The organism is Rhabdothermincola sediminis, assembly GCF_014805525.1.
Classification (GTDB): Bacteria; Actinomycetota; Acidimicrobiia; order Acidimicrobiales; family Acidimicrobilacustridaceae; genus Rhabdothermincola; species Rhabdothermincola sediminis.
The window spans coordinates 12,030-26,638 of record NZ_JACFSZ010000012.1; the positions used below are offsets into that span (position 1 = coordinate 12,030).

The following is a 14,609-nucleotide window of genomic DNA, read 5'->3' on the forward strand; positions in this document are numbered from 1 at the left end:
GCTCTCCGGGTCGGTGGCGAGCCGGTAACCGCCGGCTCGGGGCAGAGGTCATGCCGTGCGCGTGGGTGGGGCCCCCGACGACGAGCAGGTCGGCTCCGGCGACCGCTGGCGGGTCCGCACCCTCAACCGGGGTCACCGTGACCTCGAAGGCAGTGGCCAGGCCGGCGCCGATGTGGTCAGCCACCACATGGGTGTTCCCGAACATCGACTCGTAGACCACCAGCGCCCGCACCTCGGACTCCTTCCTCAACGGTTGACCCTCACCGGTTGACCGTCCCGCCCGGGGCGGCGGTGGCGAGGTGGCTGGTGAACCAGTCCCTGGCCAGGGCCGCCGCCTGGTCGAGCGTTCCGGGCTCTTCGAACAGGTGCGTCGCCCCAGGCACCACCTCGAGGCGGTTCTCGCACCGGAGATGGCTCTGGGCGCGGCGATTCAACTCGAGCACGACGTCGTCGCGGCTTCCCACGATGAGCAGGGTCGGCGCCCGGACCTCGGCCAGACGCGAGAGCGCCAGGTCGGGTCGGCCCCCGCGCGAGACGATCGCCGCGACCCGGCTGTCCGGCTCGGCGGCAGCCCAGAGCGCGGCCGCGGCACCGGTGCTCGCCCCGAAGTACCCGATGGGAAGGCCCCGCGCCTGCGGCTGCGCACTCACCCATGCGGTCACGGAGCCCAGGCGCTGCGCGAGCAGGTCGATGTCGAAGACGTTGGTCCGGTCCGCCTCCTCGGCTGGCGTGAGCAGGTCGAACAGCAAGGTGCCGAGGCCGCCCCCGTTGAGCACCTGCGCCACGTACCGGTTCCGGGGACTGTGGCGACTGCTGCCGCTGCCGTGAACGAACACCACGAGACCGGCGGCCCCCGGGGGGAGGCAGAGGTGGCCACCGAGCTCGACCCCGCCGACGGGCACCGCCACCTCCTCGTCGACACCCGGATGGTTGCCCGGCACGGTGGCCGGGTCGCCCGGCGCGGTCGCGGCACCGCTATGGGCTGCAGCCGCCGCGAGCAGGTCGGCGACCTCCTCGTCGGACGTCTGGGTGAAGTCCACGTAGAACTGGCCGACCGCCCAGAACTCCTTCGGCTGGTGGAGGCAGATCACCTCATCGGCATCACCGGCGAACCTGGCCTGACAGTCGGGAGGCGCGACCGGGGTGGCGACGACGACCCGGGTCGCGCCGTGGGCTCTGGCCACCTGGCATGCGGCCTTGGCGGTGGAACCGGTGGCGATGCCGTCGTCGACGATGATGACGGTCCTGCCCTCCACCGGCACCCGGGCCCGACCGGAGCGGAACCGTTCGGCACGGCGCTCCAACTCGGCCCGCTCGGCCGCCTCGGTGGCTGCGATCTCGGCGTGGCTGACTTTCGCCAGCCGTACCACGTCGTCGTTGATCACCCGCACCCCGTCTTCGCCGATGGCCCCCATCGCCAGCTCCGGCTGGAACGGGACGCCGAGCTTGCGAACCACGATCACGTCCAGGGGCGCATCCAGAGCACGCGCCACTTCGAACGCGACCGGCACGCCCCCGCGAGGCAGCCCGAGCACGACGGCGTCGGTGCCCCGGAATCGAGGTTCGAGCACGGCGGCGAGCTTCCGGCCCGCCTCGGTGCGGTCGGTGAAGCGCATTCGCCCTCCTCAGTGCCAGCAGGCTGATGCGAGCACGATGGCCACCTGCCGGGTGGCCGGTGCCTGCCGATCTTGCCAGCTCCTCGATACCCGCGGCTGATCCAGCCCCGAACCAGGTGCCCCCGAAGTGACCGGGAGACGACTCACCCACCGCCGGGTGGGGTAGTGGATGGTCGTCGGTGCACGGTCCGGCGCGGGCGCGCCGGTTGCGAGGTCAAGGACGTGGCGATGAGGGCACAGGTCGGGGACAAGCTGGTGATCCGGGGGCACAAGGTGGGTGAGCACGAGCGGGTCGGCCGGATCGTCGAGGTTCGGGGCAGCGATGGGGGAGCGCCGTGGCTGGTCGAGTGGGACGACGCGGAGGGCCAGCACCTCTTCTGGCCGGGCAGCGATGCGGAGGTCGTGCACCCTCGCCCGGCTCAGGAAGGGGGACCCCTCTAGCAGGTCGCCGGGCGCGCGGCGGGCGCCGTTTAGGCACGGTGTACACCGGCAGCATCGGCACCGCTCCGCTTCGTGGCCGCAGCGCGTCAAGCTCGTGTCGTTTCCGCCACGGCCCTTTCGTTTGACGTTTCCCCGTCGTAGCGTGAGTCACGGCGCATTCGTGAGGGGCGGGGTTCGACCCTCGGGGGGTGGTCATGGGCCTTGCAGAACGGGTGACGCCAGTGTTGGGGCGACATCGCAGCGGCAGCACCGTGGCGCGCTACCGGAGCGCCTCGGGCGAGGCCGGCCCGGGGGGTGACTGGTACGACGTGATCTCCTCGCGTCGCGGTCCGGTGCTCGTCGTCGGCGACATCGTCGGCCACGACGCCTCGGCCGCCGCGGCCATGTGGGAGATGCGGGCCAGGTTGCGCAGTGCGCTCTGGGACGGGAAGCCCCCGTGGAGCGCCCTGGCGCAGCTGAACACCTCCATGGTGCGCGGCGGCGTCTTCGGCACGTGCTGCTGCGTGCAGATCAGCGGGAACTGGGCCACGATCGTCTCGGCCGGCCACCTCCCCCCGATCGTCATGACCGGTACCCGCGCCACCGCGCTCAGGGTCCCGGTGGGCATCCCCATGGGCGTCGAGGAGGTCACCACGTACGCCGCAGCTGCGCTGCCGGTCCGGCAGGGCGCGCTCGTGGCCCTCTACACCGATGGTCTCATCGAGCGTCGTGGGGAGTCGATCACCGACGGCATCGATCGGTTGGCTCGCACGCTCGCTCGTGGCCCGCACGAGCTCGATGAGCTCGCCGACTTCCTCTTCGCGGACCTGGCGCCCGAGGAGCGATCGGGAACCGAGTCCGACGACACGACCTTGCTGCTGCACCGGGTAGAACCCGTCTCCGCGCCCCACCAGACACCCCTCGACCTGACCCTCGTGGACTGATCGGCTCGGCATCGGGTACGCACATCGTCCACCTGGCACCTCATCACGGGACGTTGGTCCCTAGGGGCCGAGGCGCTCGGCTCCGAACATGGTGAGGCGAGGGGCGCTGATCGTGCTCTCGACCCGATGCAGTGAGGGAGTCGATGGCAGAGACGTCCACGTCGGGCTGGGGGACCGACGCCATGGCCTTCTTCGGTGGACGGTCGCCGAAGCCGAGGATCTCGGTGCTGGTCGTCGCCGACCGCCCGGTGCCCAGGCAGGGGGTCCGCGACGCGTTGTGGCACCAGGGGGTGGAGGTGGTGGCGATGGTGGCAGAAGAGGATGCCGCCAGCAGGGTGGGGGTCGTGGAGCCCCACGTCATCGTCATCGATCTGGCCGGGCACCCGAGCGCGACGCAGGAGGTGTGCAGGCGGATCCGGAAGGTGAGCCAGGTGCCGATCATCGTGACCTCGACCGTCGCCGAGACCCGGGCGGTGGTGGACACCCTAGACGCCGGCGCTGACGACTACCTGGTCAAGCCGGTGAGCGTCGTCGAGCTCACCGCCCGCATCCGGGCTGTCCTCCGGCGGGCGGGTGCAGGGCGGACGCCCGCCGTGCTGCGGGTCGGAGGATTGGAGATCCGCATGGACGAGGGAGTCGTGTTGCTCGAGGGCCGCCCGGTCGCGCTCACCCGGACCGAGCTCCGCCTGCTCGGTGAGCTGGGAGCGAACCCCGGCCGGGTACTCAGCCGCCAGCAGCTCCTCGAGCGGGTCTGGGGCCACGGGTACCTGGGCGAGAGCCGGCTCATCGACACCCAGATCCGCCGGTTGCGGGCCAAGATCGAAGCCGACCCGTCACGGCCCCGGCGCATCGTGACCGTCCGAGGTCTGGGCTACAAGCTGGTGGCGGAGAACCCCGGATGACCAGGCGACGGCGATCATGAACGGCAATGACCGCGGGCCCTCATCGCCCCCAGCGGGCCACCGAGTGGTGCCCCACACGGCTGATCTCATCATCGAGGCCTGGGCCCCCACGAAAGGGCAGTGCCTGGAGCACGCGGTGCTCGCGCTGGTGGAGTCGTTCGTCGAACCGGAACCGGGTACCGAGCCCGATGCCGTGGTGGCGATCCCGTTCACGATCGATGCTCGCACCGACGAGGACCAGGTGGTGGCGCTGCTCGAGGAGGTCATCTACGTAGTCGAGACCAAGGAGGTGGTGCCACTCGGTGTCCAGCTCACCGTGGACGCCGAGGGGGTGGCGGGCACCTTCGACACCGTGCCCGCCGAGTCGGTCGAGCTGATCGGGGCGGTGCCCAAAGGCGTCTCCCGCCACGGGCTGGAGTTCCGCCTCCGTGACCGGGACGGATGGTGGTGCCGGGCCCTGGTCGACGTGTAGAGGCTGCTTCAGCCCTTGACCACGCCGATCGGGCGTAGGCGCGCGACCCGCCGTGCGAGCCCCGCTTCTTCACAGACCCGGGCGACCTCGTCGACGTCTTTGTAGGCCGCCGGCGCTTCCTCGACGAGCCCCCGGCTGGACGCGGCCCGGACCGCCACCCCCCTGGCTTCGAGGTCCTGCCGGAGGCGGTCGGCGCGGGTCTGGCGGGCCGCGGCATGCCGGCTCATGACCCGCCCCGCGCCATGGGCAGCGGAGTGGAACGCTCCACCGGTCTCCGAGCCGACCAGCACGTAGGAGACGGTACCCATCGAACCCGGGATCAAGACGGGTTGGCCGACCTGGCGGAGACCCGCGGGTAGTGCCTCATGGCCGGGAGGTAACGCCCGGGTCGCGCCCTTCCTGTGGACGCACAGACGCCGGGGCACGCCATCGATCTCGTGGGTCTCGATCTTGGCCAGGTTGTGCGAGACGTCGTAGAGGAGCTCGAGGCGCTCCGTGCCGGCGACCAGGCCGAACACCTGACGGCAGGCATGCGTGAGGAGTTGGCGGTTGGCGCGGCCGTAGTTCGCCGCGGCCGCCATCGCCCCCAGGTACGCCACTCCCTCCGGCGAGCGGACGGGCGCGCATGCGAGCTGGGGATCGGGGATCTCGATCCCGTAGCGATCCATCGCCGGTCGCATCGCCTTCACGTGGTCCGAGCAGATCTGGTGACCGAGGCCCCGGCTTCCGCAGTGGATCATCACCACGACACGGCCCTGTTCCAGGCCGAACGCCGATCCGGTCGTCGCATCGAAGAGCTCGTCGACCACCTGGACCTCGAGGAAGTGGTTACCCGATCCCAGACTGCCGACCTGCTGGAGCCCCCGCTCGAGGGCTCGCTCGCTCACACCGGCGACCGCCGCCCCTTCCAGCGTGCCGTGGTCTTCGCACCATTCGAGGTCCTCGGGTGTGCCGTACCCGCTCGCCACCGCGTACTCGGCGCCCCGTTCGAGGATCCGGTCCAGCTCCCGGGCGCCGACCAGATGCCAGACCGCGCCCCGCCCCAGCCCGCGCGGGATGCGCCGGGACAGCTCGTCCATCAGCTGCGGCATCTTCGGTGCCAGCTCGCCGACCGTCAGGGGCGAGACGAGGAGGCGGACACCGCAGGAGATGTCGAAGCCCACGCCGCCCGGGGAGACCACGCCGCCGGCATCGATGTCGGTGGCGGCCACGCCACCGATGGGGAAGCCGTACCCCCAGTGCACGTCGGGCATGGCGTAGGAAGCCTCGACGATGCCGGGAAGGGTGGCCACGTTCGCGACCTGCTCGAGCGACCGGTCGTCACCGGCCACCGCCAGCAGCGCCTCGGAGGCGAACACGACGCCGGGAACTCGCATCGGGCCGCTCCGCGGGAGCCGGAAGCGGCAGGGCCCATCGGGGACGAGCTGCGCCGTCACGGCTCCCGCGGATCAGCGCCGCATCACTCGTTGGTCGGCTGTCGGCGAGAGGATCGGTTGCCAACGATCGGCGAGGCGCTTCTCCAGCGCGGCCATCGTCGTGTACTCGAGCTCGTCGAGCGGCAGGCGATGGGGCTCGAAGGGGCCGTGCCGGCGGAACCAGTCCATCATGTCGTTCGCCTGTACCCGTGCCCGATCGAAGGCGGGGTCGTCGAAGAGGTCCCGCGGGCCCACGAGACGGCCGCCATGGACCTGGTAGCCGAGCGCCACCACCCGTGGGGGTCCGTCGAAGCGTGAGGGGTGCGCGTCGCTGGCTGCGACCGGCATCAGCGGTGCGTGGTGCGAGCCGCGCATGCAGCCGGCCACCCCGTACGCGAACGCGAACGGCTCGAGCACCTCGCCGACCGCGGGGAGGCCCGACTGGCAGCGCACGATCATGACCGGGTCGTCCTTGCCCACGTACTTGCCTGCGATGAGCGACAGCCGTTGGGTGCTGGTCGCGGCGGCGGTCTCTCTGAGGGACTTCGAGATCACCCGGTGAACGACGTAGCGGGCAGGGGCGCCGATGAACATGAGCAGGTCGTACATCTCCGCCGGGCAGTCGAAGGTGAGCCGCTTGTCCTCGTACAGGTCGTACACCTCGAACAGGAAGCCCTCGTGCATCTTGGCGTCGATGACCAGCCCGGCAGAGTTGAACGGGTCGGCGAACATCTTGAACAGCGGGAGGTTCCACGCACCGGGCTCGGTCTTGTCGGCGAAGAAGCAGATCACCGGTTCGCTCGGCCGCTCCTCGAACTCGAGCTCCGCGTAGCCCGGTCCCATGCCCCGGAGGTTGCCGCTGAAGGCCTCCGAGAGCAGGTCCTGCCCCGCCCCGTAGAGGCCGAGGCGGGTGGCCACCGCCGTGGTCTGTGTGAAGACCTCCCACGCGAACTCGTGCACCGCGGGATCGTCGGCGGGACGGGCGTGCAGCATGACCAGCGCCAGATCGTCGCCGCAGGTGGCGACCTGACCGTCGAGCAGGAGGTCGCCGCGGGCCCCGTCGATCGCGCTCGCCGCCACCTCCACCATCTCGGGGTGGACGGCCGAGTGGCCGACGAACCCGCCCGTGTCCGCCTTGATGATGCTGAGCGTGGTCATGCCCTACCTCCTCTGCGCTTCGTACCCATGCTGGGGGGAGTCGTTCTCCCGGAACAAGGGGCGAAGGTCCCCGCCGAGCCGGGTGACCTCCGGATCGGCGCCACTGCCGGTCATGCCGCCCCGCCCGAACGGAGGCCGGTACGGCAGGGATCAGTCGAGGCGGACCCACTCGAGCTGGCGCGGCGCGACGGCGGTCCAGCCGTGGTCGCCCGCCAGCCGGTCGGCGAGCGTGGCGCTCGCTCGGGGCTCCCCGTGCACGACGTAGGCCGTCTCGGGCGGGGGCGCGGCGGTGAGCCAGGTCACCAGCTCGTCGGCGTCCGCGTGCACGGAGAACGCGTCGACGACGAGCACCTTTGCGCGCACCGGCACGTAGCGCCCCAGCATCTTGATCGCGGGCGCGCCGGCGGCGAGCCGCTCGCCTCGGGTGCCCGCGGCCTGGAAGCCGACGAGGATCACCGCGTTCCGTGGATCGGGCAGGCACCTCGCCAAGTGGTGCAGCACCCGCCCACCGGTGGCCATGCCCGAGGCGGAGATGATGATCGAGGGGTAGGTCAGCTCGTTCAGGGCGATGGACTCCTCCGGGGTGTGGGCCTCGTGCAGGTCGCCGGCGTCGAAGGGATCACCGTCGCCGAACCCGGGCCGGAGCTGGGGGTCCTCCGCCGCGACGGCCTTGCGGTACACGTCCAGGACGGCGAGGGCCATCGGGCTGTCGGCGTAGACCGGCAACCGGGGGATGCGGCCCTCGGCCAGGAGGCGTCGCAGCACCAACAGCACGACCTCCGTGCGGTCGACCGCGAACGCCGGGATGATCACCGTGCCCCCTCGCTCGGCGGTCCGGGTGATCACCCGGGCCATCCGGTCCAGGCTCACCTGCTGGTCGTCGTGCCGGCGGTCGCCGTAGGTCGACTCGACCACGACGACATCGGTCGCCTCCCGGGGCGCGGGGCCACGCAGGAGCGGGTGGGAGTCCCGTCCGAGGTCACCGCTGAAGAGGATCGTGCGGTCGCGGTCGGTGAGGCTGAGCGTGACCGTGGCCGAGCCGAGGATGTGGCCGGCGGGTCGCATCCGCACCGTGGCACCGGGACCGGCAGAAGCGAGGGTGTGGAACTCGAGGGGGGTGAAGCGGGACAGGGCCTGCTCCGCGTCGTCGCTGGTGTACAGCGGCTGGGCAGGATGGTGCTTGGAGAAGCCCTTTCGGTTGGCGTAGGAGGCCTCCTCCTCCTGCAGGCGAGCCGCGTCGCGAAGGACGATGCCGGCGAGCTCGATCGTCGCGGGGGTGGCGAGGATCGGCCCCCGGAAGCCGTCGCGCACCAGTGCCGGGAGGTAGCCGAGGTGGTCGACATGGGCGTGGGTGATCGCCACCGCGTCGATGCTCGCCGGGTCGGCGGCGAAGGGCGCCCAGTTCAGGAGTCGGAGCCGCTTCAGGCCCTGGAAGAGCCCGCAGTCGACCAGCACCCGCCCGGGCTCGGTCTCGACCAGGAAGCGGCTGCCGGTGACGGTTCCTGCTCCGCCGAGGAAGCGGAGTCGGGGAGCGGCCATCGCGGGATCGTAGGCCGGCCCGCCCGCGGGTACGGGACGCCACGGCTCAACCGGTGGCGCCCGGCTTGTAGAGGTCGCGGGTGATCTCCGAGACGAGCTCGGTGCGTGGGGTGGACTCGACGGTGCCGGCGCGGGCGATCTCCGCGACGGCGGGGACGGGCTCGGGGTCGGAGAAGAAGCGGGGGTCGGCGTGGTCCGCGGGGCGCCCGGTGGCGTCCAGGGTCCACCAGGAGGCTTCGAGCGCGATGCCGTTGGGGTCGGTGAAGTAGATCGACCGCATGATGCCGTGATCGATGACGTCGGTCACCTCGCAGCCGTGGGCCTCGAGGCGGTCGCGCAAACGGTGCAGGGCGTCTTCGTCGGCCAGCCCCAGGGACAAGTGGTCGAACTGCGACGCCTGGGGGAACGGCACCCCCGCGGGTTTGGCGTAGCGTTCCACGGGCTGGTCCCGGTACTCAAAGAACGCCACCGTCGACCCGGGGGCGACCTCGAAGAAGTAGTGGCGGAAGGCATCGGTCGCGAGGGTCACCACGAGCCGCGCACCCAGCACACCGTGCCAGAAGCGGGTGGTGGCGTCCATGTCGGTGGTGACCAGGGCGAGGTGGTGGATCCCACGCCAGATGGGCGTGGAGGAATCACGGGAGGTTGGGCCGGAGCCGGAGGAGCTGCTCATGCTGCCAGCGTAGAGACAGCTCCCACCGATCGGCTCGGCCGGGGTTCACCGCGGTCCGGCGCGTGCCGATAGAGCGGTGTGGCGGATGGCGCGAAGCCAGAGGAAGGCGACCTCTCGGGCCTCGTCGCGGCGGTGCTGGTGCTCTACGTGGAGCGCGCGCTGGGCCCCGACGGCGTCAAGCAGGTGATGGATCGGGTCGGCGCCGAGCTGGTCCTGGAGGTGGTGGAGAACTGGGAGGAATGGGTCGAGGTAGAAGTGGTCTTGGCGATCGCCATCGCGGTGGCGGAGCTGTGCCACGAGCCCGACATCGGCCGACGGACGGGTGAGGAGCTGTTCCGGGTGCTCCAGGAGCGGGGGCTGCTCCTGGTGCCCAACCACGTGCCGCTGGCCGAGCTCATCGAGGCCGTGGTGGCCAGCGTGAACACCGCCAGTGACCTGCGGTCGGCCAACGTGATCGAGTGCGGTGAGCACGAGGCGAAGGTGCTGGTGATCACGACGGAGAAGGGCCGGACACGGTTCTTCTGCCGCCTGCTCAGCGGGGTCTACGCCCTGATCCCGAGCCTGCGGGGGATGTCGGGCACCGTGGTCGAGACCAGCTGCGTGAACCGTGGCGACGAGGCTTGTCTCTTCCAGCTGCGCTGGCGGTCGCGAGCGTTCCCGGGTACCGAGCTCGATCCCTGGCACGAGCGGGTCAAGCGCCTGCAGGAATGGGCCTGGGAGCTGGCGGCGGAGAGCCGGGATCACGCCCCGGTGGCGCTGGAGGCCGCGGCACTCCTGGAGGAGATCCAGCGCCAGACCCTCACTGATCCCCTCACGGGTGCGGGCAACCGGGCGGCGTTGGAGCGCCGGGTGCAGCTCGAGCAGGACCGCCGGGGGTGTCTCGACGGGCTCACCTTGCTGTTCGTCGACCTCGACGGGTTCAAGGCCATCAACGACACCTGGGGCCACGCAGTCGGCGACCAGCTGCTCGTGCAGCTCACCGCCCGGCTCAAGGCGGCGGTGCGGGGCACGGACCTGGTCGTGCGGCTCGGTGGCGACGAGTTCGTCGTGCTGTTCCCGCACATCCCCCGCGGCGAGGTCGTCGATCGGCTGGTGCGCAAGGTCTTGGCGGTGTTCGAGGACCCGTACCTCGTCGGGGCCGAGCTGCTGTCGCTGAGCGGCAGCGTGGGCATCTCACGGGCTCCCGATCACGGGGCCTCGCTGCCGGCGTTGCTGCATCACGCGGACCACGCGATGTACCGGGTCAAGCGGGCACGCAAGGGCGCGGAGGGCCTCCGGAGCTGACAGCAGCCGGGTCCCCGCCCGCCAGGCGCGGGCGACGCCCCCTTCCACCGCCCTCACGGCGAGCCACGCGGCCATACCGGCGAGCACGGTCAGCAACGTCACCGGCAGAGCCGGCAGGTGCCGGTCGAGCACGGGGTACACCTGCCAGTGCACGAGGTAGACGTACATCGACGAGGCGGCCAGCGCCGCGAGCAACCGGCCGGCCAGGCGAGGTACCCGCACCGAACCGACCCACAGCACGGCCAGGATGCCGGCGGTCACGACGGCGTTGCGAGAGGGCTCGGCGAAGAACGTCGGGACCGCGAGCACGGCCAGCACGCTCACGAGTGCCTTCTGGTGGGCGGTCGTGGACCGGTGCACCAGCCATCCCAGCGCGAACAGCCACAGCACCGAGTGGGTCCGGTAGATGTCGTTCGCCGGATCGCCCATCGGGACGTGCCGGAGCGCGAGCGCTCCGAACAGCACCGCCAGGGCGAACCGGAACGGGTGACGGCGCTCGAGCCGCCGCACCCCCGGGACCGCGAACACCACCGCGACCAAGAGGAGGACCTGGACCAGCACCTCCATGAACCAGTACCAGTACCGCCACACCCCGTCGGCCAGGTAGTTGTTGGCCAGCAGGACGTTCGCCACCGTGTAGCGGTCGGAGGCGAGGTGGAGCAGACCGACGTAGGCCATGGTGGGCACGGCGATCCGCCCGATCGTGGCGAACGCTCGACGGAGGTGGTGTCGCTGGTCGGCGGACGTCAACTGGAACCGGGCGAAGTTGAACCCCGCGATGGCCAGCAGGAGATGGGCCCCGCCGAGCAGGTCGAACAGGCCGACGTGGGTGCCGACCACGCCCACGATGGCCAGCGCCCGCAGCGCGACGCTGGTCTCCATTTGCGAGCCTGCTGGCCGGCGGCGGGGTTCGAGGCGGTTCAGCTCGCCGATGGGCATCACGTGCCAGCCCTCGGGGAGGTACCCGAGGGCTTCTTCGATGCGGACGGACATCTCGACGTAAGAGAGCGAATCCCCGCCCAGATCCGCGAAGGTGTCGGCGTCGGTGGCGACCTCGCACCCGAGCACCCGGGCGAACTCGTCGTTCAGGGGCTTCGCTCGAGAGGCACAGGAGGGCAGGTCGCGGGGCGGGCCGGCTGGAAGCGGTCCGTCGGGGACTAGAGGGAACCAGGAGGCCACGGTGGCGTAGTCGGGCTTGCCGGTGGCCAGCCGGGGCAGCGCGCCGACCAGCCGCACCTGCACCGCGGCAGGGGGCAGGCCGAAGCAGCGGGCCACGAGCCGGCTGGCGGTCGCGCCGGCCCCGGGCTCGGAGCCGGCGACCGCCAGCAGCAGCCGCTGATCGTCACCGGTGCACAGGGCAGTGTGACCCTGCTCGGCGAGCACCTGCTCGACCCGGTCGAGATCGATCCGCAGGCCGAAGGGCTTCACGAAGCGTCGTGCCCGCCCGGTGATCTCGTAGAGCCCGTCCGCGTTGCGCCGGCCCAGATCGCCGGTGCGGAGCACCTCGACGGTACGGCCGAGCGCCAGGTCGCTCGGTGACCCGGCGTAGCCGAGCATCACGTTCGGCCCCCGGTAGACCAGCTCGCCCTCGCCGGCGGGTAGCCCGTCGACTGGCTCGATCTCCAGCGATCCACCCGGGACGGGCACGCCGATCGAGCCCGGATGGCTGGCCGCGAGGTGGGGTGGGAGGTAGGCGATGCGGGCCGTGGCCTCGGTCTGGCCGTACATGACGTAGAAGTCCCAGCCCCGGCGGCGACCGAGCTGCGCATACCGTCTCACCCGCTCGGGGGACAGGCGGCCGCCGGCCTGGGTGACGTAGCGCAGGTGCGGGAGATCCATCTCCTCGAAACGGACCCGGTCAAGCAGATCGAAGGTGTGGGGCACCCCGGCGAAGCTCGTGGCCTGCTCCCGGCGGAACGCGTCCCAGAAGCAGGTGTCGACCACCGAGAGACCGGTCACGAGCAGGCTGGCTCCCTGGCTGAGGTGGCTGCTGATCACCGAGAGGCCGTAGCAGTAGGCCATCGGCAACGTCGTGGCCGCGCGGTCGCGCTCGGTCAGCCCCAGGTACTCGGCGATGGCCACGGCGTTGGACTGCAGGTTCGCCTGCGACAGGCGGACGAGCTTCGGCGAGCCGGTCGAGCCGGAGGTGCTGAGGATCACTGCGAGATCGGGGTGCAGATCGTGGCGGGTCCCCTCCCGGCGTTCGTCGACCCACCAGCCCTCCTGGCCCGCCGAGAGCACCACATCGGGGTCGTAGTGCGTGGTCAGGCGCGCGGTGAACGGCGAGCCAGCCGGGGTGACCAGCACCGGGTGGCCGGCGGCCAAGCAGGCGAGGTAGGCGACGATGGAGTCGAGGTCGTTGCCGGCTTCGAGTAGCACCAGCCGGCGCACGGGACCGAGGCGGTCGGCGAGCTCCTGGCTGCGGCGGCCCAGCTCGGCGTAGGTGAGGGTCCGGCCCTCCGGGGTGACCAGCGCGAGGCGACCGCCGTGGCGGCCCAGGTCCGCGGCGAAGGGTGTGGGCGTGGCCCGGTACCGTTCACGAGTGGCGACCGTCATGTTAGGTCAGCCTAATACAAGAGTAGAGGGTGCCCGAAATGTCGGGTCGGGACCTGCGGCCGGCCCGTCGTGGCCCTCAGACCATCGTCTGGCCCGCGCTGGTGTTGACGGCTTCACCGGTGATGGCCGCGGCCTCCTCCGAGAGCAGCCAGCAGATCGCGGTGGCGATCTCCTCCGCCGTCTGCAGCCTTCGGAGCGGGATCTCGCGTTCGAGGTAGGCCTCGAGCCCCGCAGGGCCGCCGAGCAGTGACTCGAACAGCCCACCGGGGTTGATGAGGTCCGTGTCGACGGTGCCGGGGCACACCGCGTTGACCGCGATCCCCGACGGACCGAGCTCGAGCGCCAGGCACTGGGTGAGAAGGATCACCCCGGCTTTCGCGGCGCAGTACGCACCGAGCATTGGGAAGGCTCGCTTGCCCGCCTGGCTGGACACGTTGCAGATCCTGCCGTGCACTCCCGCGTCGATCATGCGGCTCGCGCAGGCCTTCGAGACCAGCCACGTACCCACCAGGTTCACGTCGAGCACGCGCCGGAACTCGTGGTGGGGCAGGCTCACGAGGGGCCCGAGACCGAAGCCGGGCCCGCTCCCGCCGGCGACGTTGGCCACCGCGGTGATGGTGCCGAGGGCCTCCGTCGCCGCGGCGACCGCGGCCTCGACCTGCTCGGTGTCCGACACATCGGCGCGCACCGCGACGGCCCGCCGGCCCAGCGCTTCGATCTCGCCCACGACCGCGTCGAGATCGTCCGCGGTGGCGGTGCCGTGCGCCGGCGCGTCCTCGTAGGGCCGGGCCAGGTCGAGGCACGCGACCGAGGCCCCCAGCTCGGCCAGGCGACGTGCCGTGGCCCTTCCGATGCCCCGGGGGCGGGCGGCGCCGGTGACCAGGGCGACGGTGCCGGCGAACGGTTGGTGGCTCACAAGGGTCTCCTTCGTTGAGCGGACCGGATCCTACGACGAAGGGCGCTCGATGGGCGGTGCCGTGCGCGCCGGTCAGGCCTTGGAGATGGTGTCGCCCCGGCGGATCGCGCCACCGCGCACGACGCGGGCGTTGACACCCCGCAGGCGGAGCGCGCAGCCGATCGGCGAGTTGACGAGCCGGACGGCGTCGGCGCCGAAGCGGCGGCTGAACTTCGCGCAGCCCCGATGTGGTTGGGCGGTGATCTCGATGAGGGTCTCACCGATGGCGAGCCTGCTGCCCGGAGGGAGGTTGGCCTCGCTCAGGTCGAGGTCCACGTAGAGCTGATCGCCTGCTTCGGGCCAGCGGTCCCGCGGGCCCGCCAGCAGCTCCATCACCCGGGCGCTCACCAGCGTCAACTGCCGGTCCGGGTCGGGGCCCTCGGGCCGGCGCGAGCTGCTGCGGGTCGACCACGAGTCGCCCACCAGCCCCGAGGCGATGTCGAGCTGAGCCTCGTCGAGCACCTCACGCTGGTCGACCGCGGGACGGCGCACCACCAGCTCGACGATGCCGTGGTCGGCCGGTGCCTGGCGGATGCGCTCGAGGTGCACCCCGAGCAGATCCTCGCCGCCCGTGCCCTCGGGCCGATCGCCGCCTGCGGTGGTCATCCCGACGAGTGTGGTGGACGAGCCGGTCGGGATCCAGCGCGATCACCGGCCGTGTCGTCGATGAGCGCA

At 71.4% G+C, this 14,609-nt stretch carries 14 protein-coding genes; 6 read left to right on the plus strand and 8 right to left on the minus strand.

The window, feature by feature from the left end:
- The first annotated feature begins 55 nt into the window (after positions 1-55).
- Entirely contained in the window at positions 56-271 is a 216-nt protein-coding gene (locus HZF19_RS10880; RefSeq protein ID WP_208028806.1) for a hypothetical protein, read from the plus strand.
- Here the strand turns inward: HZF19_RS10880 and HZF19_RS10885 are convergent.
- Positions 261-1,616: a phosphoribosyltransferase family protein gene (locus HZF19_RS10885; protein WP_208028807.1), complete on the minus strand. Its 1,356-nt coding sequence runs from the start codon at positions 1,614-1,616 to the stop codon at positions 261-263. The genes HZF19_RS10880 and HZF19_RS10885 overlap by 11 nt on opposite strands.
- 228 nt (positions 1,617-1,844) lie before the next feature.
- On the opposite strand from HZF19_RS10885, the gene HZF19_RS10890 reads away from it, so the two are divergent.
- From HZF19_RS10890 to HZF19_RS10905, 4 genes are all read left to right on the plus strand, one after another.
- The gene (locus tag HZF19_RS10890) at positions 1,845-2,057 is read left to right on the plus strand and encodes a DUF1918 domain-containing protein (protein WP_208028808.1); all 213 of its coding nucleotides are present in this window, start codon (positions 1,845-1,847) and stop codon (positions 2,055-2,057) included.
- A gap of 212 nt (positions 2,058-2,269) precedes the next feature.
- Positions 2,270-2,980 carry a PP2C family protein-serine/threonine phosphatase gene (locus tag HZF19_RS10895; RefSeq protein ID WP_208028809.1) on the plus strand — a complete coding sequence of 237 codons (711 nt, stop codon included), beginning with the start codon at positions 2,270-2,272 and terminating at the stop codon, positions 2,978-2,980.
- 143 nt (positions 2,981-3,123) lie between these two features.
- Complete coding sequence (locus HZF19_RS10900) at positions 3,124-3,882, plus strand: response regulator transcription factor (protein WP_208028810.1); 759 nt, start codon at positions 3,124-3,126, stop codon at positions 3,880-3,882.
- 67 nt (positions 3,883-3,949) lie between these two features.
- Entirely contained in the window at positions 3,950-4,354 is a 405-nt protein-coding gene (locus HZF19_RS10905; RefSeq protein WP_208028811.1) for an archease, read from the plus strand.
- An 8-nt stretch (positions 4,355-4,362) separates the two neighbouring features.
- Here the strand turns inward: HZF19_RS10905 and HZF19_RS10910 are convergent, their stop codons facing one another.
- The 4 genes from HZF19_RS10910 to HZF19_RS10925 form a co-directional block, all read right to left on the minus strand.
- Positions 4,363-5,730 carry an RtcB family protein gene (locus HZF19_RS10910; protein ID WP_208028812.1) on the minus strand — a complete coding sequence of 456 codons (1,368 nt, stop codon included), beginning with the start codon at positions 5,728-5,730 and terminating at the stop codon, positions 4,363-4,365.
- Between the two features lie 72 nt (positions 5,731-5,802).
- Positions 5,803-6,927 carry a fructose-1,6-bisphosphate aldolase/phosphatase gene (gene fbp, locus HZF19_RS10915; protein WP_208028813.1) on the minus strand — a complete coding sequence of 375 codons (1,125 nt, stop codon included), beginning with the start codon at positions 6,925-6,927 and terminating at the stop codon, positions 5,803-5,805.
- 150 nt (positions 6,928-7,077) lie between these two features.
- Positions 7,078-8,466 carry an MBL fold metallo-hydrolase RNA specificity domain-containing protein gene (locus tag HZF19_RS10920; protein WP_208028814.1) on the minus strand — a complete coding sequence of 463 codons (1,389 nt, stop codon included), beginning with the start codon at positions 8,464-8,466 and terminating at the stop codon, positions 7,078-7,080.
- Between the two features lie 46 nt (positions 8,467-8,512).
- Positions 8,513-9,139: a VOC family protein gene (locus HZF19_RS10925; protein WP_208028815.1), complete on the minus strand. Its 627-nt coding sequence runs from the start codon at positions 9,137-9,139 to the stop codon at positions 8,513-8,515.
- 78 nt (positions 9,140-9,217) lie between these two features.
- On the opposite strand from HZF19_RS10925, the gene HZF19_RS17155 reads away from it, so the two are divergent.
- Positions 9,218-10,423, plus strand: a complete 1,206-nt coding sequence (locus HZF19_RS17155) for a GGDEF domain-containing protein (protein ID WP_208028816.1) — start codon at positions 9,218-9,220, stop codon at positions 10,421-10,423.
- On the opposite strand, the gene HZF19_RS10935 is transcribed toward HZF19_RS17155, so the two are convergent.
- The 3 genes from HZF19_RS10935 to HZF19_RS10945 form a co-directional block, all read right to left on the minus strand.
- A complete protein-coding gene (locus tag HZF19_RS10935; RefSeq protein ID WP_208028817.1) occupies positions 10,313-12,979 on the minus strand; it encodes an AMP-binding protein in 2,667 nt (888 codons plus the stop codon). The two genes, HZF19_RS17155 and HZF19_RS10935, sit on opposite strands and share 111 nt — an antisense overlap.
- Before the next feature lie 76 nt (positions 12,980-13,055).
- Complete coding sequence (locus HZF19_RS10940; RefSeq protein WP_208028818.1) at positions 13,056-13,895, minus strand: SDR family NAD(P)-dependent oxidoreductase; 840 nt, start codon at positions 13,893-13,895, stop codon at positions 13,056-13,058.
- Positions 13,896-13,967: 72 nt separating this feature from the next.
- A complete protein-coding gene (locus tag HZF19_RS10945) occupies positions 13,968-14,540 on the minus strand; it encodes an MOSC domain-containing protein (RefSeq protein WP_208028819.1) in 573 nt (190 codons plus the stop codon).
- Positions 14,541-14,609: the final 69 nt, after the last annotated feature.